Raw genomic sequence first — 20,484 nt, 5'->3', positions numbered from 1 at the left:
GGGCGGACCGTCGGCGGCCGTACGCGAAAGCCCGCCCCGGGCCGGTTGAGCGGCGCGGGGCGGGCGGGGCGGAGGGCGCAGGGCGGTACGGGGTCAGAGGCCGGCCCGCAAGTGGTCGACGGCCGCTCGGGCGGCCTGCCCGATCGCGCGGTCGGCCGACGGCTGCCGGGTGGCCGCCGTGTGGGTGTGCAGGAACACGCCGATCGCGTACCGCTTGCCGTCGGGGTATTCGACGACCCCCGCCTCGTTGCGGACGGCGAACTCGGTGCCCGTCTTGCCGCTGATGCGGATGCCGGACTCGGGAAAGCCGGACACCAGCCGGTGCTGCCACACCTGTTGGCCCATGAGCGCGCGCACCTCCGCGCACGCGGGCGCGGGTCCGGCCTCGTCCCGCCACAGCGCGGTGAGCAGCGCGGTCACCTCGCGCGGGGTGCTCGACGGGCTGCGGGCGGGGTCGTTGGCCCCCAGCGCGAGCAGCCGCTCGGCGGGGACGCCGGCGAGCTGGTCGTCGATCGAGCGGTCCGCGTCGAGGCCGAGCTCGCGGCGGATGTCGTCGTCCAGGGAGGCGCACGACGCGAAACCGAACCCGTCTAGGCCGAGGGCGTCGAGGGTCGTGCGGACCCGGTCGGCGCCGACGATGTCGAGCAGCAGATCGGTGGCGGCGTTGTCGCTGATCGTCATCATCAGGAACGCCAGATCACGGACGCTGATGCCGACGTCGTGCAGGCAGCCGTCGGTGCCGCTGCCCCCGGCCCGGTAGCGGGCCGTCACGGTGTGCCGCTCCGCGCGGTCCAGCTCGCCCGCGGCGGCCCGGCGGGCGTAGGTGAGCGCGATGGGGATCTTGAAGACGGACGCCAGGACGACCCGCGCGTCGGCCCGGTACCCGAACTCCTCACCGGTGTCGATGTCGCGGACGTGGAGGAAGCCGTCGACGCCGGCCCGGGCGAACAGTTCTGAGAGCAGGGTGTCGAGCGGGCCGGTGGCGGTCTGGCGTGCGGACATGGTGTCTCCTACGGGGTGGGGGCGGGCAGCGCGCGCAGATGGTCGACCGCGGTGCGGGCGGCGCGGCCGATCGCCTCGTCGGCGGCGGGGTTGCGCCCGGACAGGGCGGGGGTGCGCAGGAACACGGCCACGGCGTAGCGCCCGCCGTCGGGGTATTCGAGGACGCCGGCCTCATTGAGGATCCCCCACAGGGCGCCGTTCTTGGCCGCGACCTTCACCCCGTCCTCGAAGCCGGCGACGAGCCGGTGCTGAGAGAGCTGACGGCCCATCAAGTCCCGTACCTCGGCGCAGGCTTCGGGGGGCCCGGCCCGGTCGCGCCAGATCGCGGTGAGCAGCGAGGTGATCTCGCGCGGGGTGGTGGCGGCGGAGCGGGCCGGGTCGAGCATCGCCAGGCCCCTGAGCCGCTCCTCGGACACCTCCGCCAGCTGTGCGTCGATGTCGCCGTCCGGGTCGATGCCGAGTTCCGCCCACACCGGGTCCCACAGGTCGCGGTAGCGGCCGACCGGGATGCGGGGGCAGCCGAGTTCCACCGCGAGCGCGCGCACCCGCGCCACCCCGAGCAGCTCCATGAGCTTGTCGGTGGCGGCGTTGTCGCTCATGGAGAGCATGAAGAACGCCAGGTCGCGGGCGCTGAGGGTGGCGTCGTGGAGGAAGCTGTCGCATCCCGCCCCGCCGCCCTCGCGGTTCTCGGCGCCGACGGTGTGCCGCCCGGCCGGGTCGAGTTCGCCGAGGGCCACCTGGCGGGCGTAGGCGAGGGCGATGGGGATCTTGCGGAGGGAGGCGACGATGACGGGAGCGTCGGGCCGCAGGCCGACCTCGCGGTCGCCGTCGATGTCGCGGGCGTGCAGGAACCCCTCGACTCCGGCCTCGTCGAAGATCGACCGCAGGGCGGCTTCGGCCCCGGCGCTGTGGGTGGCGGGCATCAACGGTTCCGATCGTGGCTGGTCCGGCGGACCTTGGGCGTGGCCCGGCCGCTGTGGTGGAGGTAGGCGGTGCCGTCGGGGCGGGTCTCGAACACCACCGCGTCCCCCGTCGGCCCGCTGTCGTCGACGCCGACGAACGTGGTGGCGTCCACGGCCGTGAGGTCGAGGGCGCGAGAGCGGGCGAGACCCGCCAGCAGGCCCGTGGGTTCGGTCCGCATGCGCAGCCGCCCCTCGTGCGCGGTCACTCGGATACGGCTTCCGGCGCGCTCGTAGAGACCGGTGAACGCCTCCAGGTCGGCGGCGTGGGCGACGGCGGGCGGCGCGAGGGGCGCCGGGACCCGGATGCCGTGCAGCTCGTCGAGGAGTCCGCCGATGAGGCGGTGCTGGAACTCGGCGCTGCGGCCCCCGTTGGTCAACACCGCGACCACGGTGGCGAGTTCGGGCAGTACCCACAGGGCGGCGTGCTGGCCGATGGTGTCGCCGGTGTGCGAGGCGACCTGGTGGCCGTCCCACTCGTCCAGGCACCAGCCGATGCCCCACTGCCGGCCGCCGTCATAGGGGTTCGGCAGATCGATGTGCGCCTGCCGCATCACGCCGGGGTCCTTCAGGAGCGCGCCGGGGGTGAGATGGGCGCGGCCGAAGGCGACGACATCGGCGGCGGACGCGCAGATGAGCCCCGCGGGGCCGATCGAGCGCGGCAGGCCCCAGGCGGCCGCGACCTCTCCCTCGTCGTCGTGGCCCATCGCGGCGCCGAAGCGCAGCACGTCCTCCGGGAGGGTGCAGGTGTCGGCCAGGCCGAGCGGCTCGCAGATCTGGCGGCGCAGCGCCCGGTCCCAGACCTCGCCGGTGAGCTGCTCGACCACCCGGCCGGCGATGACGAACCCGGAGTTGCAGTACGAGTGCGAGTCACCGACCGGGAAGGTCTGCTCCAGCTCCGCGCACGCGTGGACATAGCGCTCCAGGCAGTCGTCACCGCGGCCGGTGTCCAGGAACAGATCGCCGTCGATGCCCGAGGTGTGGGTGAGCAGATGGCGCAGGGTGATGGTGGACGTGGCCCGGGCGTCGGCGACCCGGAAGCCGGGGAGCACGTCCACGACGGGGGTGTCCAGAGCGACGCGGCCGCGCTCCACCAGGAGCATGATCTGGGTGGCCGTCCAGACCTTGGTGATCGATCCGATCTGGAAGAGGGATCCGGTGCGCACCGGCGCCCCGGTCCCGGCGTTCAGGACCCCGGCCGCGCAGGTGTGCACCTCGCCGCCGTGCCAGAACGCCAGGCTCGCGCCGGGCACACCGTGCGCCTCGGCGAGCGCCGCCAGACGCCCGGCCCACTGGTCGATGTCAGCCTTCACAAGGTTCCTCCCGGCAGCCGCGCTGAACTGGCCGAAAGGCTAGGGCCGGCGGTCGCCCGCCGGTTGGTGCCGGTGGACGAAGAGCGGCCCCGGGCCTTGGTCCGGCCGACGACTCCGTGTCCCCCCGCGGTTCCTAGGGTGGCCGCTACCCGGATCACCCGGCGCCCGGATCACCGAGGAGACGAAGAAATGCCGCTGATCGACCGAGACGACTGCGCCGTGGTCGTCATCGATGTGCAGAGCGACTTCTACCCGGCACGGCGGCTCGACGTGGACCGGCTGCGGTTCGACGAGATGGTGCGGCAGATCGCCTGGATCACCGCCGTGGCCGACCGCCTCGATGTGCCCGTCGTGGTCACCGAGGAGGATCCCGACCACAGCGGGCACACCGTGGTGCCGATCGCCGATGCGCTGCCGGCCAAGGCCGTGACCCTGCCGAAGAACGCCTTCGCGGTGTGGGACAACCCCGACATAGCCGCCGCGATCGAGGCGACGGGCCGCACCACCCTCGTCCTGGTCGGCATCGAGACGGACATCTGCGTCGCCCACTCCGCGATCCAGCTGCACCACGCGGGCAAGCGCGTCGTGGTGATCGACGACGCCACCTATTCACCCGGCCCGGCACACGAACGGGGGCTGCGACGCCTCGGGCAGCGGGGCATCGAGATGCTCTCCACCAAGGAGCTGTTCTACGACTGGATGCGCACCATCCAGGCGGCCGACACCTTCCACGACACCCACGCGGACCTGCCCCTGCCGCCCGGCGTACGCCTGTGACCCACCCCGGGTACGCCCGTGACCACCCGGCGGCCGAACGGCGTCAGCCGTTCGCCTCGGCGGTGGGGCCGCCCGCTCCGGAGGTCTCGCCGCCACGGCCCGTCAGGCTCATCAGGCGCAGTTGGAGCATGGCGGCGAACCGGGCCGACGGATCCTGGAGGTCCAGTTGGCCGACCTCGGCGACGCGCCGGATGCGGTAGCGGAAGGTGTTGGGGTGGACGAACACGCTCGCCGAGGCGGTGATCACATCCCCGAACGCGTCGAGCCACGCCCGCAGCGTCTCCACCAGATGGGCGTTGTGCTTGGCGTCGTAGGCCGTCAACCGGGCGAGCGGACCGGCGAGTTCGTCGCGGTGCGCGAGCGCCAGGTCGCCCAACTCGATCAGCAGCGCGTCCACGTACACGTCCGCGATGGAGGCGACCCGCCGCGCGGTGCCGCCGCTGAACAGGACCCGCAGCACCCGGTCCGCGTTCGCCCGTGACCGTACGAGCGCCGCGGGCTCCTGGGCGACGGAACCGATGCCGACGACCACGCCGGCCCGATCGCCCGTCCGGCGCAGGAAGTTGGCGGCCACGTCGAGGGCGCGCTCCCGGGCGTGCGCCGCGTCACCGGCCGCGGGGAACAGCGCGTACGCCACGTCCCCCAGCAGCGCCACCGCCGAACGCGGCTGCACGGCGGTGAGGTGCACCGCGAGCGCGCCCGCCAGGCGCTGGCGCTCGGCGGTCAGATGGGCGTGGTCCTCGTCAGGGCCGGGCTCGACGCCGAGGGCCATGACCAGGGTGGGCTCGTTGACCAGACCCAGGCGCGCCAGCGCGTCCACCGCGCCGGCGCCGCCCTCCAGGGCGGTCGTGACGAGGTCGGCGCGCAGCCGGTGCTCGGCGTCGGTGCCGGCCCGGAACCGGAGCATGTGCAGCGCAACCAGCTTGGCCGCCTCGCGGAACGCCTGTTCCCGCTCGGGAGTGAGGGGCTTGCGCAGCGCGGCCCACACCGAACCGAGGATCTCGTCCCCGGCGCGGACCGCGATCGCCATCCGGGGCAGCGCCACCTCGTCGTCGAGGGTGGGCGGCGGAATGTAGATGGGCCCCTCGCTGCGGTACAGCTCCTTGAACACGCCGTGTTCCTCGTGGATGCGCAGATAGCGTTCGGGCACCTGGCGGGCCAGGATGCTGGCGACGCGCGGCGGGTCGGCCTCGTCCTGGCGGCCGGAGAAGGCCAGGATGCGCGAACGGCGGTCCTCGATGGTGACCGGTGCGTCGAGCAGGGTGGCGATGGCGTTGGCCAGCGCGAACAGATCGCCCGAGGGCACTCCGCCGAGGGTGGGCCCGGCGGCCTCGCCGATGTCGCCCTCCGCCAGCAGGGTCCGCAGCATGGCCGCCAGCTGCGACCAGGAGGCACCGCGGGTCAGCGCGAGGAGGGCGATCCCCGTCTCCGCCACCACGGGTTCGAGCTCCTCGACACCGTCCACCGGCCCCCGCACCACGAGCGCCGCCACGCGGTACGGGGCGAGGCGGCGCAGCAGCGCGGCCGTGGGCTCCGCTCCCTGTACGCCCACGCCCAGCACGATGGCGTGCGGGGGATAGTGCTGCTCGTCGTGCGGATCGTGGATGCCGACGCCGCCGATCTCCCCGACGTCCGCGGCGCCGTGGACCAGGTCGAGGAGCGTGGAGCCGAAGTCCTCCAGGACCCGGCCCAGGCTTCTGGCGGGATGCGTCGACATGTGCCTGATCATCTCCGCAGATTAGGGCGGGCGCGGTCGTGCCCGTTGGTACCTCAGAACGAGCCTAGGCCACTCGTTTCGTTCCCGCCGACGACTGCGCCCGAGGCCTCCGCGCGCTGATCCGGCGCGGCGCGGCCGGGCCACGCCAGCCGTTCCAGTGCCGCGTCCACCAGGGCGTCGGTCGAGTCGATGAGCGGAAGGATCCTCGACGCGGCTCCGCTGACCAGCGGGATCTCCGTACAGGCGGCCACCACGACCTGGGCTCCCGCCTCGCGCAGCGCCTCGGTGGCCAGCGCGATCCATGCCTCCGGCGCCGCGCGGTCCGCGCCGCTCTTGACGGCGCCGATGGCGGCGTCCACGTACACCCGCTGCGCCTGCTCCGGCACCTGGACGACCTCCACGCCGAGAGCGGCGCCCGCGCGTTCGTAGAGCCGGGCCCGCCGGGTGCCCCGGGTCGCCAGCACCCCCACCCGCCCCCCGGGCAGCCTGCCCGACGCCGCCGTCAGAGCCGCCTCGATCATGTCGATGACCTCCACGCCGGTGGCCCGGGACAGCTGCTCGACATAGGCGTGCGCGGTGTTGCACGGCACGGCCATGCAGGTGACGCCCGCGCGTTGCAGCCAGCGCGCGCCCTCGACCAGCGCCGGCACCGGCGACGGGCCGCCGCCCAGAAGGGCCGCAGTTCGGTCCGGCACCGCCGGGTCGGCCCACATGACCACGGGGACGTGCCCCTGGTCGCAGGCGGCGGGCGTGCGTTCCACGAAGCGGCGGTAGAAGTCGGCGGTGGCCAGCGGGCCCATCCCGCCGAGGATGCCGAGCGCGGGTCTGCGGAGGCGCTCGGTCACGGGCGGGCTCCGCGCCCTCGAACGGGGTGTCCTTGGACGAGGTGCCCTTGGACGGGGCGTCCGGGAACGCGGTTGCCGGAATGGGGGTTGCCGGAATGGGGGTTGCCGGAATGGGGGTTGCCCGAATGGGGGCTGTCCGGAACGGTGCGGGGTCCCGGCGGGGGAGAGGCGGTAGGGCACACGGGGCTCGGCCTTCCGGGCTCGACGACGACGCCCCCGATCCTGCTGCGTCCCCCGGCGCGGCGGGTCGTCGCCGGGACCCGATCGTGCGGCGGGAAGTCGTACGGGAGCCCCGACGCGCCTGTGCCCGACGCGCCTGTGCCCGGCGCGCCTGTGCCCGGCAGCTCGGGCCGGACGTTCGGGCCTGGACGTTCGAGCCTGAACGCTCGGCCGCTCGGCCGCTCGGCCGGTCGGGCCTGCGGCCTTGCGCAGGCGGCGATCAGCGGCGGTGCACGCGCAGCGACGACACCTCGAAGGACAGCTCCGTCACGTTCGGCGGCGGCTGGGGATGGTAGCGACCCGCGCAGATGGACAGGTTCACGATGAGGTACGCCTGCCAGTCGCGACCCACCCCCCTGCGGTCCCGGAAGACGCGCTCGCCGTTCACCCACCAGGTGACCGACCGTGAACCGAAGCGGACGCGCAGATCGAGCTGCGCGCCGGGCGCGACCGCGTTGCCCCGGTAGTAGGACTGGCCGCCCCGGACGTGGTTGGTGAGTTCCAGGAGGTCCGGGTTGTCCGGGTGGTACTCGAAGACGTCGACCTCCTGGTTGCCGTCCCGCCAGGTCCAGATGGCGGGCCAGGCCCCCACCGCGGTGGGCAGCCGCACCCGTGCCTCCAGCACGTCGCCCGTGCGCACCAGGAACCCCTCGGCGCTGCCTTCCGTCGTCAGCAGACCGGTCTTCCACGTGCCGTCCGGGTTCGGCGTGGCCCGGAACACCCCGCCACGGCTGTACTGGGGGTCGTCGACCAGGTGGTCCAGCTTGTTGTCGCCCGGGTTGACCGGGCCGCCGTCCGGATACGCCGACGAACGTCCCGCCACCCACTGCGTGGGAGAGGCGAAGTCGGCGGTGAACACCACGGGGCCGTCGGCGGAGTCGGCGGAGGAGGACAGGACGCCGGAGCGCGGTCGACGCAGACGGTCGCGGCACCACGCGAGAACGTTGGAGAGCACGAGCGAACACTGCCCATGTATGGGCCCAATATCCCTCGGCGTCCCGCTGCGGTCCCTTTGTGGTGGGAATCGCCCTCGGCCGTCAGGTTCGGGCCGGGTGTCGCACGTCAACTACCCGCCCGGACAAGCGGGTTGACCACAGGCCTCTCGCCCTTGTTCTCCGTACGGCGCGGACGGCGCGCCCCCGCCCCGGTCGTGGAGGACCGGGGCAGGAGCACGCCGTCGTGTGACGCGGGTGGGGCAGGCGCGATCAGAATCCGCCGAAGCCGCGGTGACCGAACATGCTGTCCCACTCCGAGTGCAGGCAACCGCTGCCGTAGGAGGCGTGGCCCCCGCCGGCCGCCGCGAACGTGCCACAGGCGCCCAGCTTGCCGCCGGAGTGGTGGTCGTCGCCGTCGTGGGCCAGGGCCGTGCCGGCGCTGCCGAGGATCGCGGCGACGGCCAGCGCGCCGGCGGCAAGGGTCGTACGGATACGCATGATTGCTCCTGTCTGGGGGGTTGGAAACACCGTGATCAGTCCCCGGAGCCCGCCCGTGGCGAAACCTGTGTCACTCGACCGCCGACACGGCCCAGGGCGCTCCGGCGCGCGGAGCGGCGGGAAGGAGCCGCCCGCGTCCGGCGGGAGCGGCGATGAGTTTCGGGGGCGCGCCCGGTCTACGTGTGTGACGGTGGCCAGGACCCACCCGGGACAAGACCGCCCGCCCTCCCTACTCCGACCGACGCGTTCAAGGAGCACACCGTGACCGCCACCTATACCTTCGACGTGTTCTCCAGTCTCGACGGCTTCGGCAGCGCCAGCGCGAACTGGTCCGGCTACTGGGGCAAGCAGGGGCCCGAGCTGCTTGAGCGCCGCCTCGCCGTGTACGGCCCGGAGCAGCGCATGGTGTTCGGCGCCCGCACCTACCGGGACTTCGTCGAGATGCTGGCCTCCGACGCGCAGGACGTGCGCGACGCGTGGGTCACCCGCATGCGGCAGCTGCCGGCCACCGTGGTGTCGACCACCCTCGACGGCCCCCTCGACTGGCCGGACGCGACCCTGGTGAGCGCGGACGCCGTCGATGTCGTCGCCCGGCTCAAGAAGGAGTCCGACGTACCGCTGCGCTCGCACGGCAGCCTGTCCATGAACCGGGCGCTCCTGGCCGCGGGTCTCGTCGACTTCGTCCAGGTGACGCTCTTCCCCGTCATCACCGGCCGGACGGGGGTGCGCCCGATCTTCGAGGACTGCGCCGACTTCGATCTGGAGCTGGTCGAGACCCGGACGCTGGACGGCCGGACCCAGGAATTCATCTACCGCCCCACGCTGCACTGACCCGCCTGGCCGCACCGGCCGCCTCACCGCCCTGCCACGCGGTCGGGGGCCCGCCCCGTCGGAGTCGATATGCGCTTGCCCTGACCGGTTGAGCCGCGCTGCACTGGGGCGGGGCCGCACAACGGGTCGGTCCGGCATCCTCAGGAGGCGGCGCCAGTCATGCAGATACGCACCACGACCGACGAGGACCGGGACGTCTTCATCGACACGCTCCATGCCGCCTTCGGCCGCTTCCCCGAGACCCCGGCCGACGGCGGCGGGCTCTGGTGGTCGGCGACCGAGATGGACCGCAACGTGCTGGCCCTCACCGAGCAGGGCACGCCGATCGGCACCGCGGGTGCGTACTCCTTCGAGCTGACGCTGCCCGGCGGGGCCCTCGCCCCGGCCGCCGGGGTGACCTCCGTCGGGGTGCTGCCCTCGCACCGCCGGCAAGGCGTGCTGAGCGCGATGATGCGGCATCAGCTCGCCGAACTGCGGGCCCGCGGCGAGTTCCTGTCCGTGCTGCTCGCCTCCCAGGCGCCGATCTACGGCCGGTTCGGCTACGGCCCCGCGACCTACACGGCGCGCCTCACGGTCGCTCGGCACGCGGCCGGCCTCGCCGTGCCCAGGGCCGGGCACGCGGGCGGGACGCGTAGGGGCGACGACGAAGGCCACGGCTCGGTCGAGCTGCTGCGCAGCGCCGAGTGCGGCGACATCCTGGAGGCGGTCTACGACCGCTACCGCAGGGCCCAGCCCGGCGCCCTGTCCCGGCCGCACCGCTGGTGGGAACTGCGCGCGGGCCAGCCGCCGATCTCGCCCGCGCCGCGCTACATCGCACTGCACCGTGACGGCCACGGCGTCCCGGACGGATACGCGAGCTACTCGCTCGGGGACGACCGGACCCTCACGGTCGACGAGACGATCGCCGCCGACGACACCGCGTTCACGGCGCTCGCCCAGTACGTCCTCGGCCACGACCTGGTCTCCCAGGTGGTGTTCAAGCACCTGCCGGCCGACCACCCGCTGCGCTGGCGGCTCGCGGACTTCCGTGCCGGTGAGGTGAGCGGCGACACGGACTGGCTGTGGGTACGGCTTCTGGACGTGCCGAGGGCGCTGACCGCGCGCGGCTGGTTCGAGGACGGCGCGCTCGTCCTCGACGTCCACGATCCGTTCCTCGGGGAACACGGCCGCCACCTGCTGACCGTGCGCGACGGCAAGGCCGAGTGCGTCCCGACGGGCCGCGAGCCCGACCTGTCCCTCGACATACGCGACCTCGGCGCGCTCTACCTGGGTGGCACCACCCCGAGCACGCTCGTCCGCGCCGGACACGTCCGGGCCCACCACGCGGAGGCTTCCCGCCTCGCCGACGCCCTGTTCCGTCCGGAGCGCGCCCCGTACTGCCTGCACTGGTTCTGACGGCTCGTCACGACACAAGGGCAGCAGGCAAGTTGTGCCGGCCGGCGACCCGGATGCCCTAGGGTCACCGCATGCGACGCGGAACAGGCTTGGTGGTGGCGGCAGTTGGGGTGCTCGGCTGGGGAGAGTGGCTCAACTGGCGCTGGTCGCGCTCCCTGCTCGGGCGCGGCCAAGGGCCTTGCGAGGTGGTGGTCGTGCTCGGGTACCGCAACCCGCAGCCGACGGCGAACCTGATCAACCGGTGGCGGGTACGCGCGGGGATCCGTTCCGTCTCCGCCGGGCGCGCGGGGACCACACGTGTCGTTTTCAGCGGTGGCGCGGTCGGCGGCGGCGCCGCCGAGGCACGCCTGATGGCCGACCATGCGCGGACCGTGCTCCGCTTCGCGGGCCCGGTGGTCCTCGAGGACCGGTCCACGACGACTTGGGAGAACATCGCGAACATCGTGCCCCTGATCGAGGACGCCGACCGCATCAAGATCGTCTCCCAGCCGGCCCACGCGCTCAAGGCCCGGGCGTATCTCCGCCGTCGGCGCCCCGATCTCGCCCGGAGGCTGGTGCGTGCGGGGGACTACCGGCCCGGTGAGTGGATCCTCGCCAAACCCGTGCTCGCCCTTTACGGACTCTGGACGCTGCGCGGACTGGACCCCGCAGAACGCGGGGGGCCCGGATGGCCGGAGTTCTCGGGCGTCGAGGTCAGCGGTGCTCCGGCCGGGGCTCGCCCAGCCGGCGCCCGGCGCGGTCGCCCAGAGCGGTGACCCAGCCGGGCAGCCGGGAGTGCCGCGCCGCCTCGTCGCCCCGCACGTGGTGACGGGGGTGCGGGCCCGGACCCGGCAGCGCACGGGCCGTCGCGCCCAGCAGGCGCGCCGTGGTGGTGGGTGCGAGGCCCTGCATGCGTACGGCCACCTTGGCGGCCGGGGTGAGGACGAGTTCGGGACGGCGCCGCTCCGCCGCGCGGACGATGGCCCTCGACGCCCGCCGCGCGTCCATGGACAGCAGCGGCAGCGTGGCCGCCGTGGCGAACCAGCCGTACTCGGCGCCGGGACGGCCGTTGAACCGTGCCGCCGTGTGGGAGCCCGTCCGCATCAGGCCCGGGTAGACGGTCGTCACGCTCACGCCCGAACCGGAGAGTTCCGCCCGCAGGCCCTCCGAGAACCCGGCGTGGGCGAACTTCGCCGTGACGTACGGCAGTAGGTGCGGCGCGGCGATCCGGCCGCCGATCGAGGAGATGCTCACCAGCGTGCCCGCCTCACTGGCCCTGAGGTCCGCCAGCGCGGCGAAGGCCAGGCGCAGGGGAGAGAAGAACATGGTCTCCATCGCCTGACGGAAGTCCTCCTCCTCGAACGTGTCCACGGGGCCGACCTGGATGATGCCCGCGTTGTTGACCAGGATGTCCAGCCGGCCGAAACGGTCGTGCACCGCGTCGAGCAGCTGCCGGGGAGCCTCGGGATCGGAGATGTCACAGGCGTGCGCGGCGACGTCGGCGCCCTGCGCGCGCAGCTTGCCCTCCGCCGCGGCGAGCCCTTCGGCGCCGCGTGCGCAGAGCATGACCCGGCAGCCCCGCCCGGCGAGCTCGCGGGCGATGAGCAGACCGAGACCGCGGGACGACCCGGTGACCAGGGCGGTACGGCCTGCGAAGCGGTTCGGGCGTGAGGTCATCGCGCTGCTCCCGGTGAGGCAAGAGGTGGACCGGTTTCCGATGTTCCCTGTCCTGGTTTCCCCTGCTCCCATTCCTACACGGCCGGGGCCCGCCGACCACCGGGCGGCGTCCGGTGCTCGGGCAGGCGCGCTCGCGCGGGCCTCCCGCACGGTGATACACGAAACAAAATTCAGGTAATTCTTGACGCGAGTGAAAGCGGGCCGCATCCTGAGGTATCGAGGACCGGAAGCGCTGCAACCAGGGGAGTCATGTCGTGCCCGAGCAGAGATCCCTTGGCTGCCGGCCGCTGACGGAGCGGTCGCGGGCCGTCCAGCCGCCTGCGGGACCTGACCGTCTTGAGTGGCCCGAACTGCGGATCGCCTCGCACTCGTCGGGCGACCGGGTGACCGTGACGGTCCGCGGAGAGCTCGACGTCGACACCGCGCCCCAGCTGTACAACGCGGTCGGCGCGGCCCTGGCCCGCTCCCGGTGCGGGGTGGACCTCGATCTCGGCCGCGTCCCCTTCTGCGACTGCAGCGGGCTCGGCGCCCTGCTCAGGGCACGGCACGGCGCGCTCGTCCAGGGCAAGACCCTGACCCTGAGTGCGGCGGCCCCCTGCGTCGCCCAGCTCCTTGCCCTCACGCACACCCGCACCCTCTTCTCCGCCGCGTAGGCCAAGAGTCCGGCCGGCCGGGCGCCGCCCCCGTGCCGTAGCGGCCGTATGGTCGCCGGACGCCAGCCGCGGTCGCCGGACGCCGGGCCCCCGGCCGTCAACTGTTCGCCCGATTGGGTACGTTGACCGCAGAGCCACCGGGCACCGCGCCCGGCCACGGCGTCACGACCCAGCAGAGAGCGGTACCGCCGATGACGTACGAGCAGCCACTGTCCGAGCCGGACGCCGAGGCCGAGGGCCCCACCGCGGCGGAGCGTGCCGGGCGCGAGGCGGTCCGTCGTCAGGCCCAGGGCATGGGCCACCACGAGGCGGCCCGCGCCTTCCGCCGGCTCGCCGCCGCACCGGACAGTCCGTCGGAGGACGAGGTGGACGAGCTGGACGACCCGTCCGACACGCCGGACGGAGGGCGCCGCGTGGCCGAACTCGCGGAGTGGGAACGCATCGTGGAGCAACTGTCCCTCCACGCCGGTACGTACGACGTCGACTCGGATCCGTATGTGCAGGGGGAGCGCGCGGCCGGCTGACGCCGCCCCCTGCCTCCGGCCGCCCTGGCGACGGCGGCTGTCGTCGGCTACGGCGTGTTCGGCAGGCGGACCGTCACGACAAGGCCTCCCGCGGAGCGGGGCCGAAGGTCCAGGCGGCCGTCGTGGGCCCGTACGACACTGGCCACGATGGCGAGGCCGAGGCCCGCTCCGACGTGTTCGCCGGTGCGGACGCGTGCCGTTCCGCGCTGGAAGGGCTCGGCGAGCGTCGCCACCAGGTCGGGGGAGAGGCGTGGGCCGCTGTTCTCGACCCGCAGCACGCTGCTGTCGCCGTCCGCCGTGGTGTGCACCGTCACGGTGCCGCCGCTCGGGACGTTGTGCACCACCGCGTTCTGGACCAGGTTCGTGACCATCCGCAGCAGCAGCTCCGCCGATCCGTCGGTGTGGGCGGCACCGCCCGTGACGTCGAGGGCGGTCCCGCGCTGCTCGGCGAGGGCCAGCAGGGACTCGGCGGCCTCCTCGGCGAGGAGGGAGAGGTCGACCCGCTCGCGGGTGAAGCTTCCGCTGTCGCCCCGGCTGAGCAGCAGAAGGGCCTCGGTGAGATCGATGGCCCGCGCGTTGACCGCGTGGAGGCGGTCGATGATCTCCCGGTGGTCCCGTGCCGGATCCCGGCGGGCCACATCGAGCAGCGAGCGGGTGATGGCGAGCGGGGTGCGCAGCTCGTGGGAGGCGTTCGCGGCGAACCGGCGCTGCTCGTCCATGTGGGACTCCAGCTCCCCCAGCATGGCGTCGAACGTGTCGGACAGCTCCCGGAATTCGTCCTGACGCCCCGTCATGCGAATGCGGTGAGTCAGCGTGCCTCGGCCCACCCTGCGCGCCGCGTCCGTGATCTGCGTCAGCGGCGCGAGCATCCGCCCGGCCAGGAGCCAGCCCCCCACGAGGCCGAGCAGCAGCACGAACGCCATCACCGCCGCCGCCCTCGGGGCGAACACGCGCAACAGGTTGGACCGGACCGGAAAGACACCGTGCCCGGTGGTGTCGGCGGAGACGAGCAGGGCGCGCTCGGGGACGTACCGCAGCAGGAACACCCACACCGCCGCGAGCAGCAGGCCGCTCGCGAGCACGAGGAACCCGGCATAGCTGAGGGTGAGCTTGAGCCGGACGCTCGGACCCGGCGCCCTGCCCCCGGCCACCGGCCCGGGCGCCCTGTTCACCGCCACTGGCCCCGGCGCCCTATCCACGGCCATCGGCCCCAGAGCCGTTCTCGCCCCGGTCGCGCGGCGGGGCGTCGATCCGGTAGCCGACGCCGGGCACCGTGGCGATGACCCAGGGTTCACCGAGCCGTTTGCGCAGGGCGGAGACGGTGATGCGCACCGCGTTGGTGAGCGGATCGGCGTTCTCGTCCCACGCCCGCTCAAGGAGTTCCTCGGCGCTCACCACGCCGCCTTCCGCACCGACCAGGACCTCCAGGACGGCGAACTGCTTGCGGGTGAGCGGTACATGGCGCCCGTCCCGGAAGACCTCCCGGCGGAACGGGTCGAGCCGCAGGCCCGCGATCTCCCGGACCGGCGGCCGGGCATGGGCGCGCCTGCGGTCGAGCGCCCTCAGCCGCAGCACCAGCTCCCGCAGTTCGAACGGCTTGGTGAGGTAGTCGTCCGCGCCGAGCGCGAAGCCGGACGCCTTGTCGTCGATGCGGTCGGCGGCCGTCAGCATGAGGATCGGGATGCCGCTGCCGGACGCCACGATGCGCCGGGCCACGTCGTCCCCGGACGGGCCCGGGATGTCGCGGTCAAGGACCGCCAGGTCGTAGGTGTTGACGTCGAGCAGTTCCAGGGCGGTGTCGCCGTCGCCCGCGATGTCCGCGGCGATCGCTTCGAGCCGCAGACCGTCCCGTACGGCTTCGGCCAGATAGGGCTCGTCCTCCACGATCAGTACGCGCATGTCCGAAGCCTAAGCAGCACCGCGTATCGCCGACGTATCCACGGGGCGGGCGCGCCCGCGGCGCCGCTCAGGGCGCGGACGACAGGAGGGGGCGGGGCGCGTCCACGGCCGCGACCGCCGCGGGCCGACGCCACCAGCGGCGTGAGGCGAGCCCGGCAAGGACGGCGCCGACGGCGTTGACCAGCACATCGTCCACCGAGGTCACCCGGTCGAGCCTCAGCACGTACTGCGCGGTCTCGACCAGCGCGGAGCAGCCGGCCCCGAGGGCCAGGATCCGCGGCAGGGACGCGAGGGCCGCGAAGCGCACGGGGGCGAAGAAGCCGAGCGCCGCGAAGACCAGGAGGTTGCCGACGATGCCGAGCGTGCCCATGGTGACCAGGTCCCGCAGCGGCACCAGGCTCACCCGCTCCGGGACCACTCCGGCTCCGCCGCCCGGCATCAGGGTCAGCCACAGGAACGGCACCGTTCCGTGCACCATGCCCACCTCGGCGAGCGACGTCCGCCGGGCGAGCGGCACCCCGGCCGCGCGGCGGCGGACGGTCAGCGCCCACGCCACGAGGACGGCCAGGGGGATCGTGACCAGCGTCATGAGCACCACGCCGTTGAAGGTGTCGTAACAGCCGTGCCACTGCCCGGCCATGCACCGGGGAGCGGACATCATGAGCGGCCGGCGCAGGAAGTTCAGGACGCCGGCGAGAGCGAGCAGCGCCAGGACGACGAGTCCGGCCCGGCCCGCGCGGCGCAGCGGTGACGGCGAAGAGGTGGGGTGGGTCATGCTCCCAGTGCAGTCGGCGGGCCGTTGCGAGGGCGTATGCGGTTTTCGATACACCGGCGATAGGCCGGCGGCCGGCCTCAGCCACTGGGGCGCGCGGTGCGGACCGGGGCGTCACGGGGTGCGGACCCGGGCGTCAGCCGTGCGGGCCCGAGCGCTAGGAGACGGGGACGCGCAGCGCCGCGAGGACCGGCAGGTGGTCGGTGGCCGCGCGCAGGTCCGCCTCGGAGATGCCGGGCAGGCCCATCGGCACCCCGCATCCCAGGACCTCCACCCCGGGGGTCGCGAACACCACGTCGATCCGTTGCAGCGGATCACCGAGCCGTGTGGTGTGCTCCCGTCCCCAGGGCTTCGTCGCCCAGCCGTCCTGGAGGGACTGCGCGAGCAGGCCGAAGGTGCGGCCGTCGGGCCGGTCGTTGAGGTCACCGGCGGCGACCGCGTGGGGTGTGCCGAGGGCGGACAGCTGGTCGAGCAGCAGCCGGCCCTGCCCGAGACGCTCCGTGTCGCTGACGCTCAAGTGGCAGCTCAGCACGCCGAGTCGGGCCCGGCCGAACCGCAGCACCGCGGTGGCGAAGCCGCGCTGGTGCAGACCGGGGGTGCGGGGGAGCAGGACGTCCTCGGTGCGCTCCACATGGGCGCGCAGCGAGCAGAGGATCATGGGTCCGGACGCCGTCGCGCCGCCCGAGACGTACATGAGCCCGGAGGTGCGGGCGAGGCGGGCGGCGGCCTTGCGCCAGCGGAAGAACCGCGGCGCTTCCTGGACGCACACGATGTCGGGCCGGCAGGCGCTGATGACCCGGGCCAGGGCGGGCACGTCGTCCCGCATCGAGCGGATGTTGTAACTGAGTACGCGGACGATGACGGAGCCGTCGGGCTCGGTAGCCGAATCGGGCAGATCCTGCACGCTTTCCCTCTCCACGCTTTCCCTGTTCCCCGCGGCGGTCGGACATGGCGTCCCACCACCGGTACCCGCGAGGCTACCCCCGGCGCACCACCGCAGACGCGCCGACCAGCCGATTCCCGCCTTGCCGCCACAAGTTGGGAACACACCGCCACAACTTGAGGAACGCGCCGCCACGGCGTGAGGAACGCGCAGCGACGAACGGGCCACGACGCGGAGGCTACGACGGCCGCGCCGAGACGGCTTGCCACGACGAGAGGCCGTCGGCCGAAACCCGCGGCCGACGGCCTCTCACGCTCGCGCGACGGTCACCTGAAGAGGCGGTCGGAGCTGGTGGCCATGCGGTGGGTGGAGCCGTGACGGTTCACCCAGTCACGTACGAGGTTGATGGCGTTGGCGCACTGCCAGCTGTCGTCGTACTCGCGCACCCCGGTGAAGGCGCCGTATCCCGCGATGATGCCGTCCACGCCGGCGTCGCCCAGGAGCTTGTCGACGTACCAGGGGTCGTTGTAGGTGGTCGTCCAGGACATCGTCGCCGCGAGGCGTCCCGCGGACCGGTCGGCCGCGCCCTTCTTCAGTTCCGCGCAGGTGTTCCAGGTGGCCTCGGTGCAGTTGCCGAACCCGTTGGTGATGTCCGTGTCGCCGTAGTCCATCACCCTGCGGCCGTGCGGGAATCCGGAACCCGACCGGTCGAAGGCGGCCACGACCTTGTCACGGCTGCCCGTCGTGGTGATGCCCTCCAGCGGGCCGAGTCTGCCCTCCAGGCTCTGCCAGCCCCGGCCGCCGACGTCGGGGGTGCTGCCGCCGTGGTATTCGAAGAAGCCGTACATCACCTGGATCCCGGCGGCCGTCAGACGCTGCGCCTTGTCGCGCAGCCCGGCGACGCTGCACGTGCGGTTGGGCGCCTCTCCGCAGTAGTTGGGGTCCTTGATGTCCAGCCAGATCAGGGACAGACGGCGGCCCGCCCTGGCGTTGGACAGGATGCGGTCGATCAGGCTGTCGAAGCTCGGTCCGCGCCGGGTGTCGCCGGCCGAGGAACAGTCGTGCCAGGCGCGCCATTCGTCCGGGTTCCACCAGGCGCAGACGTCGATCTCGATGCCGTTGGCGCCGTGCTTGAGCGCGGCGTCCACTCCGTCCAGGGTGTCGACGCGGTGGGCGATGGCGTAGATCGCGTGCCGCTGATCGGCCGCCGCGGCCGGAGTCGCGGCCAGCGCGGTGGCGCCGACGAACGCGCACAGGGCGGCGATCAGGGCCGACAGCGCCCGGCGGCGGGTGCCACGGCGTAAGTGTGTGCTCAAGGAGGTCGCTCCTTCATGAGGTGTGTCCGGCGCCGGAGCCACGGCGGGCCCCCATAAGGGGTGTGATGACGTCCGGTCGCCGGGGTGCGGGGCGGGCCTCGCCGCGCCCCGTCAGATGGCCGGCCGGCGGCCCGCGTTGCGCCCGTGAAAGCGCCTTCACCAATTCATCACATTCGGGCTGCGGGCGGGCTATTGGGTGGGCGGTGTTGGACGAGGGATGGACATGAGCACCCCATCGTTTAGACTCATTGTCCAAACCTGCTCGGCTCGTCCAAAACTCGGGAGTGTGTGTGACGCGCGGTGCGAGGGGAGCTGATGCGGGCCCCGGTACCGGGGACGCGCCCGGCCCGGTCGACGGGGACGAGCACCTCATTCGCGAGGCCGAGAAGATCGCCCTCGCGCTCGGCCGCATGTTCCCCGGGCTGTGCGAGGTCGTGCTGCACGACCTGCGTGACCCGCGGCACGCGATCCGGGCCATCGAGAACAACCTGTCGGGACGTCAAGTGGGCGACTCCGCGACGGAGTTGGGGCTCGCACGCATCGAGGATCCGGACTACCCCGGTGTGATCCAGAATTACCCCAACCAGTTCCCCGACGGCCGCCCGGCCAAGAGCACGTCCATCGGGATCAAGAACGCCTCCGGCCAGTACGTCGCCGCCCTCTGCCTGAACCTCGACGTATCGGTGCTGTCCCCGGTGGCGCTCGCCCTGGCGAACCTGGTGGCCACGGACGCCGAGCACGGCGAGCGGCCCCTGGAAGCCCTGCGGGACCGCAACGCGCGCGAGCTGCGCCGGGCGGTGGAGGAGCTGGCCGCCGAGCGCGGGGCCACGCCGCGGTCACTGGGTCGCGAAGACAAGAAGGCGCTCGTACGACGGCTTCACCAGGAGGGGTACTTCGACTCGCGCGATGCTGCCCGGACCATCGCCGACCTGCTCGGCGTGTCCCGTGCGACCGTCTACAACTACGCGCGCCAAAAGCCCAGTTGACCGGGCCTCCTCACCCCTCCCCGCTAGCGCCCCGCCCTTCCAGGGCACCAACCGCTCCCGAAGAAGACGGACACCGCCTGTGACCACCCCCTCCCACCCGGCCGATCCCGACGCCCACGTCGGGCGCACCCTGGCAGATCCCCACGCCCACGTCGGGCGCACCCTGGCCGATCCCGACACCCCGTTCGCCGTCGTGGACGTCCACAAGGTGCGGCGCAACATCGAGCGCTTGTCAACGCGGGCCGCCCGCATGGGAGTTGACCTGCGCCCCCATGTGAAGACGGCCAAGAGCCTCGATGTCGCGGCACTCCTGCACGACGGCGCCCCCGGCCCCATCACCGTCTCCACCCTCGCCGAGGCCGAAGCGTTCGCGGACGGCGGCTACCGCGACATCACGTATGCCGTCGGCATCGATCCGCACAAACTCCCGCGCGTGCTCGCGCTGTTGGGGCGCGGCATTGCGCTGCGCGTCCTGCTGGACAGCCGCGAGCAGGCGGAGTTCGTCGCCCGGGCCTCGCGCGAGGCGCGGATCCCCGTCCCCGCCCAGATCGAGATCGACTGCGACGGACACCGCGGCGGCGTCAAACCCGAGGCGCCCGAGCTCATCGAGATCGGCCGCGTCCTGCACGACGCCGGCTGTCTGGACGGCGTGCTGGCGCACGCGGGGGAGTCCTATTTCGCCTTCACGGCCGAGGAGCAGCGCCGGGCGTCGGACAACGAGCGCGATACCGCCGTCACCGCGGCGGAACGGCTGCGCTCGGCGGGGCTGCCGGTCGCCACGGTCAGCGTCGGCTCGACACCGACCGCGCACTTCGCCGAGGACCTCACCGGGGTCACCGAACTGCGCGCCGGCAACTACGTGTTCTTCGACCTCGTCATGGCCGGCCTCGGCGTGTGCCGCGTCGAGGACCTCGCGCTGTCCGTCGTCGTCACCGTCATCGGCCACCGCCCCGAGTACGGCTGGATCGTCACCGACGGCGGCTGGATGGCCATGTCCCGCGACCGCGGGACCTCCGCGCAGGCGCAGGACCAGGGGTACGGTCTGGTCACCGACCTGGCGGGCAACGCGGTCCCGGGGCTGGTCATGACCGCCGCCAGTCAGGAACACGGCACCCTCACCGCCCGCGACGGCGCTCCGCTCCCCGACCTGCCGATCGGCACCCGACTGCGCGTCCTGCCGAACCACGCCTGCGCCACCGGCGCCCAGCACCGGGGCTACCACGTCGTCGACGGTTCCCGGCCGGCCGCCGGTCCCCCCGAGATCCAGGACTTCTGGACCCGCGTGAGCGGCTGGTGACCCGGGC

The 20,484-nt window shown here is 73.1% G+C and carries 21 protein-coding genes; 8 read left to right on the top strand and 13 right to left on the bottom strand.

Features of this window, described 5'->3' with window-relative positions; all coding sequences use genetic code 11:
* Window positions 1-93: 93 nt before the first annotated feature.
* From ACGF3I_RS00920 to ACGF3I_RS00910, 3 genes are read right to left on the bottom strand one after another with little or no spacing between them, the layout of a single operon-like run.
* Window positions 94-1,002, bottom strand: coding sequence for a serine hydrolase (locus ACGF3I_RS00920; protein ID WP_393128356.1), 909 nt, complete (start codon window positions 1,000-1,002; stop codon window positions 94-96).
* An 8-nt stretch (window positions 1,003-1,010) separates the two neighbouring features.
* On the bottom strand, window positions 1,011-1,925 hold the full coding sequence (locus ACGF3I_RS00915) for a serine hydrolase (protein WP_393128355.1): 915 nt from the start codon (window positions 1,923-1,925) through the stop codon (window positions 1,011-1,013).
* Window positions 1,925-3,274 (bottom strand): serine hydrolase, encoded by a 1,350-nt coding sequence (locus ACGF3I_RS00910; protein ID WP_393128354.1) that lies wholly within the window; start codon window positions 3,272-3,274, stop codon window positions 1,925-1,927. Before ACGF3I_RS00910 ends, ACGF3I_RS00915 begins: the two co-directional genes overlap by 1 nt.
* A 189-nt stretch (window positions 3,275-3,463) precedes the next feature.
* On the opposite strand from ACGF3I_RS00910, the gene ACGF3I_RS00905 reads away from it, so the two are divergent.
* Window positions 3,464-4,051 (top strand): isochorismatase family protein, encoded by a 588-nt coding sequence (locus ACGF3I_RS00905; RefSeq protein WP_393128353.1) that lies wholly within the window; start codon window positions 3,464-3,466, stop codon window positions 4,049-4,051.
* Between the two features lie 43 nt (window positions 4,052-4,094).
* Here the strand turns inward: ACGF3I_RS00905 and ACGF3I_RS00900 are convergent, their stop codons facing one another.
* From ACGF3I_RS00900 to ACGF3I_RS00885, 4 genes are all read right to left on the bottom strand, one after another.
* Window positions 4,095-5,768 carry a PucR family transcriptional regulator gene (locus ACGF3I_RS00900; protein WP_393128352.1) on the bottom strand — a complete coding sequence of 558 codons (1,674 nt, stop codon included), beginning with the start codon at window positions 5,766-5,768 and terminating at the stop codon, window positions 4,095-4,097.
* 53 nt (window positions 5,769-5,821) lie between these two features.
* A complete protein-coding gene (locus ACGF3I_RS00895; protein WP_393128351.1) occupies window positions 5,822-6,613 on the bottom strand; it encodes an aspartate/glutamate racemase family protein in 792 nt (263 codons plus the stop codon).
* A gap of 439 nt (window positions 6,614-7,052) precedes the next feature.
* On the bottom strand, window positions 7,053-7,694 hold the full coding sequence (locus ACGF3I_RS00890) for a beta-glucanase (RefSeq protein WP_393129078.1): 642 nt from the start codon (window positions 7,692-7,694) through the stop codon (window positions 7,053-7,055).
* A 343-nt stretch (window positions 7,695-8,037) separates the two neighbouring features.
* Window positions 8,038-8,265, bottom strand: coding sequence for a hypothetical protein (locus ACGF3I_RS00885; protein ID WP_393128350.1), 228 nt, complete (start codon window positions 8,263-8,265; stop codon window positions 8,038-8,040).
* A 261-nt stretch (window positions 8,266-8,526) separates the two neighbouring features.
* On the opposite strand from ACGF3I_RS00885, the gene ACGF3I_RS00880 reads away from it, so the two are divergent.
* The 3 genes from ACGF3I_RS00880 to ACGF3I_RS00870 all read left to right on the top strand — a co-directional run bounded on the left by ACGF3I_RS00880 (window position 8,527) and on the right by ACGF3I_RS00870 (window position 11,246).
* Window positions 8,527-9,096 carry a dihydrofolate reductase family protein gene (locus ACGF3I_RS00880; RefSeq protein WP_393128349.1) on the top strand — a complete coding sequence of 190 codons (570 nt, stop codon included), beginning with the start codon at window positions 8,527-8,529 and terminating at the stop codon, window positions 9,094-9,096.
* Between the two features lie 159 nt (window positions 9,097-9,255).
* Window positions 9,256-10,491, top strand: coding sequence for a GNAT family N-acetyltransferase (locus ACGF3I_RS00875; RefSeq protein WP_393128348.1), 1,236 nt, complete (start codon window positions 9,256-9,258; stop codon window positions 10,489-10,491).
* Between the two features lie 71 nt (window positions 10,492-10,562).
* Window positions 10,563-11,246 (top strand): YdcF family protein, encoded by a 684-nt coding sequence (locus ACGF3I_RS00870; RefSeq protein WP_393128347.1) that lies wholly within the window; start codon window positions 10,563-10,565, stop codon window positions 11,244-11,246.
* On the opposite strand, the gene ACGF3I_RS00865 is transcribed toward ACGF3I_RS00870, so the two are convergent.
* Window positions 11,185-12,147, bottom strand: coding sequence for an SDR family NAD(P)-dependent oxidoreductase (locus ACGF3I_RS00865; RefSeq protein ID WP_393128346.1), 963 nt, complete (start codon window positions 12,145-12,147; stop codon window positions 11,185-11,187). The two genes, ACGF3I_RS00870 and ACGF3I_RS00865, sit on opposite strands and share 62 nt — an antisense overlap.
* 254 nt (window positions 12,148-12,401) lie before the next feature.
* Here ACGF3I_RS00865 and ACGF3I_RS00860 point away from each other — a divergent pair, with 254 nt between their 5' ends.
* Window positions 12,402-12,800 (top strand): STAS domain-containing protein, encoded by a 399-nt coding sequence (locus ACGF3I_RS00860; protein ID WP_393128345.1) that lies wholly within the window; start codon window positions 12,402-12,404, stop codon window positions 12,798-12,800.
* Window positions 12,801-12,922: 122 nt separating this feature from the next.
* On the top strand, window positions 12,923-13,324 hold the full coding sequence (locus ACGF3I_RS00855) for a hypothetical protein (protein WP_393128344.1): 402 nt from the start codon (window positions 12,923-12,925) through the stop codon (window positions 13,322-13,324).
* Window positions 13,325-13,371: 47 nt separating this feature from the next.
* On the opposite strand, the gene ACGF3I_RS00850 is transcribed toward ACGF3I_RS00855, so the two are convergent.
* From ACGF3I_RS00850 to ACGF3I_RS00830, 5 genes are all read right to left on the bottom strand, one after another.
* Window positions 13,372-14,502, bottom strand: a complete 1,131-nt coding sequence (locus tag ACGF3I_RS00850) for a sensor histidine kinase (RefSeq protein WP_393128343.1) — start codon at window positions 14,500-14,502, stop codon at window positions 13,372-13,374.
* A gap of 13 nt (window positions 14,503-14,515) precedes the next feature.
* Entirely contained in the window at window positions 14,516-15,223 is a 708-nt protein-coding gene (locus ACGF3I_RS00845) for a response regulator transcription factor (protein ID WP_393128342.1), read from the bottom strand.
* A 67-nt stretch (window positions 15,224-15,290) separates the two neighbouring features.
* Window positions 15,291-15,998 carry a VanZ family protein gene (locus ACGF3I_RS00840; protein ID WP_393128341.1) on the bottom strand — a complete coding sequence of 236 codons (708 nt, stop codon included), beginning with the start codon at window positions 15,996-15,998 and terminating at the stop codon, window positions 15,291-15,293.
* Window positions 15,999-16,152: 154 nt separating this feature from the next.
* The gene (locus ACGF3I_RS00835; RefSeq protein ID WP_393128340.1) at window positions 16,153-16,914 is read right to left on the bottom strand and encodes an endonuclease/exonuclease/phosphatase family protein; all 762 of its coding nucleotides are present in this window, start codon (window positions 16,912-16,914) and stop codon (window positions 16,153-16,155) included.
* Window positions 16,915-17,204: 290 nt separating this feature from the next.
* Window positions 17,205-18,194 (bottom strand): phospholipase, encoded by a 990-nt coding sequence (locus ACGF3I_RS00830; protein WP_393128339.1) that lies wholly within the window; start codon window positions 18,192-18,194, stop codon window positions 17,205-17,207.
* 371 nt (window positions 18,195-18,565) lie between these two features.
* On the opposite strand from ACGF3I_RS00830, the gene ACGF3I_RS00825 reads away from it, so the two are divergent.
* Together ACGF3I_RS00825 and ACGF3I_RS00820 are read left to right on the top strand one after the other, a co-directional pair.
* Window positions 18,566-19,180 (top strand): transcriptional regulator, encoded by a 615-nt coding sequence (locus tag ACGF3I_RS00825; RefSeq protein ID WP_393129077.1) that lies wholly within the window; start codon window positions 18,566-18,568, stop codon window positions 19,178-19,180.
* Between the two features lie 130 nt (window positions 19,181-19,310).
* The gene (locus ACGF3I_RS00820) at window positions 19,311-20,477 is read left to right on the top strand and encodes a DSD1 family PLP-dependent enzyme (RefSeq protein ID WP_393129076.1); all 1,167 of its coding nucleotides are present in this window, start codon (window positions 19,311-19,313) and stop codon (window positions 20,475-20,477) included.
* Window positions 20,478-20,484 lie beyond the last annotated feature (7 nt).

The organism is Streptomyces sp. NPDC048111 (assembly GCF_043202815.1).
GTDB lineage: Bacteria > Actinomycetota > Actinomycetes > Streptomycetales > Streptomycetaceae > Streptomyces.
The sequence above is the reverse complement of the archived record's forward strand: the minus strand, read 5'-3'. Positions and strand labels throughout refer to the sequence as shown.

What these genes read in the sequence shown, in the direction of transcription:
- ACGF3I_RS00875 (WP_393128348.1), top strand. Translation starts at nt 9,256, where the DNA reads ATGCAGATACGCACCACGACCGACGAGGACCGGGACGTCTTCATCGAC.
- ACGF3I_RS00905 (WP_393128353.1), top strand. Translation starts at nt 3,464, where the DNA reads ATGCCGCTGATCGACCGAGACGACTGCGCCGTGGTCGTCATCGATGTG.
- ACGF3I_RS00915 (WP_393128355.1), bottom strand. Translation starts at nt 1,925, where the DNA reads ATGCCCGCCACCCACAGCGCCGGGGCCGAAGCCGCCCTGCGGTCGATC.
- ACGF3I_RS00920 (WP_393128356.1), bottom strand. Translation starts at nt 1,002, where the DNA reads ATGTCCGCACGCCAGACCGCCACCGGCCCGCTCGACACCCTGCTCTCA.
- ACGF3I_RS00900 (WP_393128352.1), bottom strand. Translation starts at nt 5,768, where the DNA reads ATGTCGACGCATCCCGCCAGAAGCCTGGGCCGGGTCCTGGAGGACTTC.
- ACGF3I_RS00885 (WP_393128350.1), bottom strand. Translation starts at nt 8,265, where the DNA reads ATGCGTATCCGTACGACCCTTGCCGCCGGCGCGCTGGCCGTCGCCGCG.
- ACGF3I_RS00865 (WP_393128346.1), bottom strand. Translation starts at nt 12,147, where the DNA reads ATGACCTCACGCCCGAACCGCTTCGCAGGCCGTACCGCCCTGGTCACC.
- ACGF3I_RS00845 (WP_393128342.1), bottom strand. Translation starts at nt 15,223, where the DNA reads ATGCGCGTACTGATCGTGGAGGACGAGCCCTATCTGGCCGAAGCCGTA.
- ACGF3I_RS00870 (WP_393128347.1), top strand. Translation starts at nt 10,563, where the DNA reads ATGCGACGCGGAACAGGCTTGGTGGTGGCGGCAGTTGGGGTGCTCGGC.
- ACGF3I_RS00840 (WP_393128341.1), bottom strand. Translation starts at nt 15,998, where the DNA reads ATGACCCACCCCACCTCTTCGCCGTCACCGCTGCGCCGCGCGGGCCGG.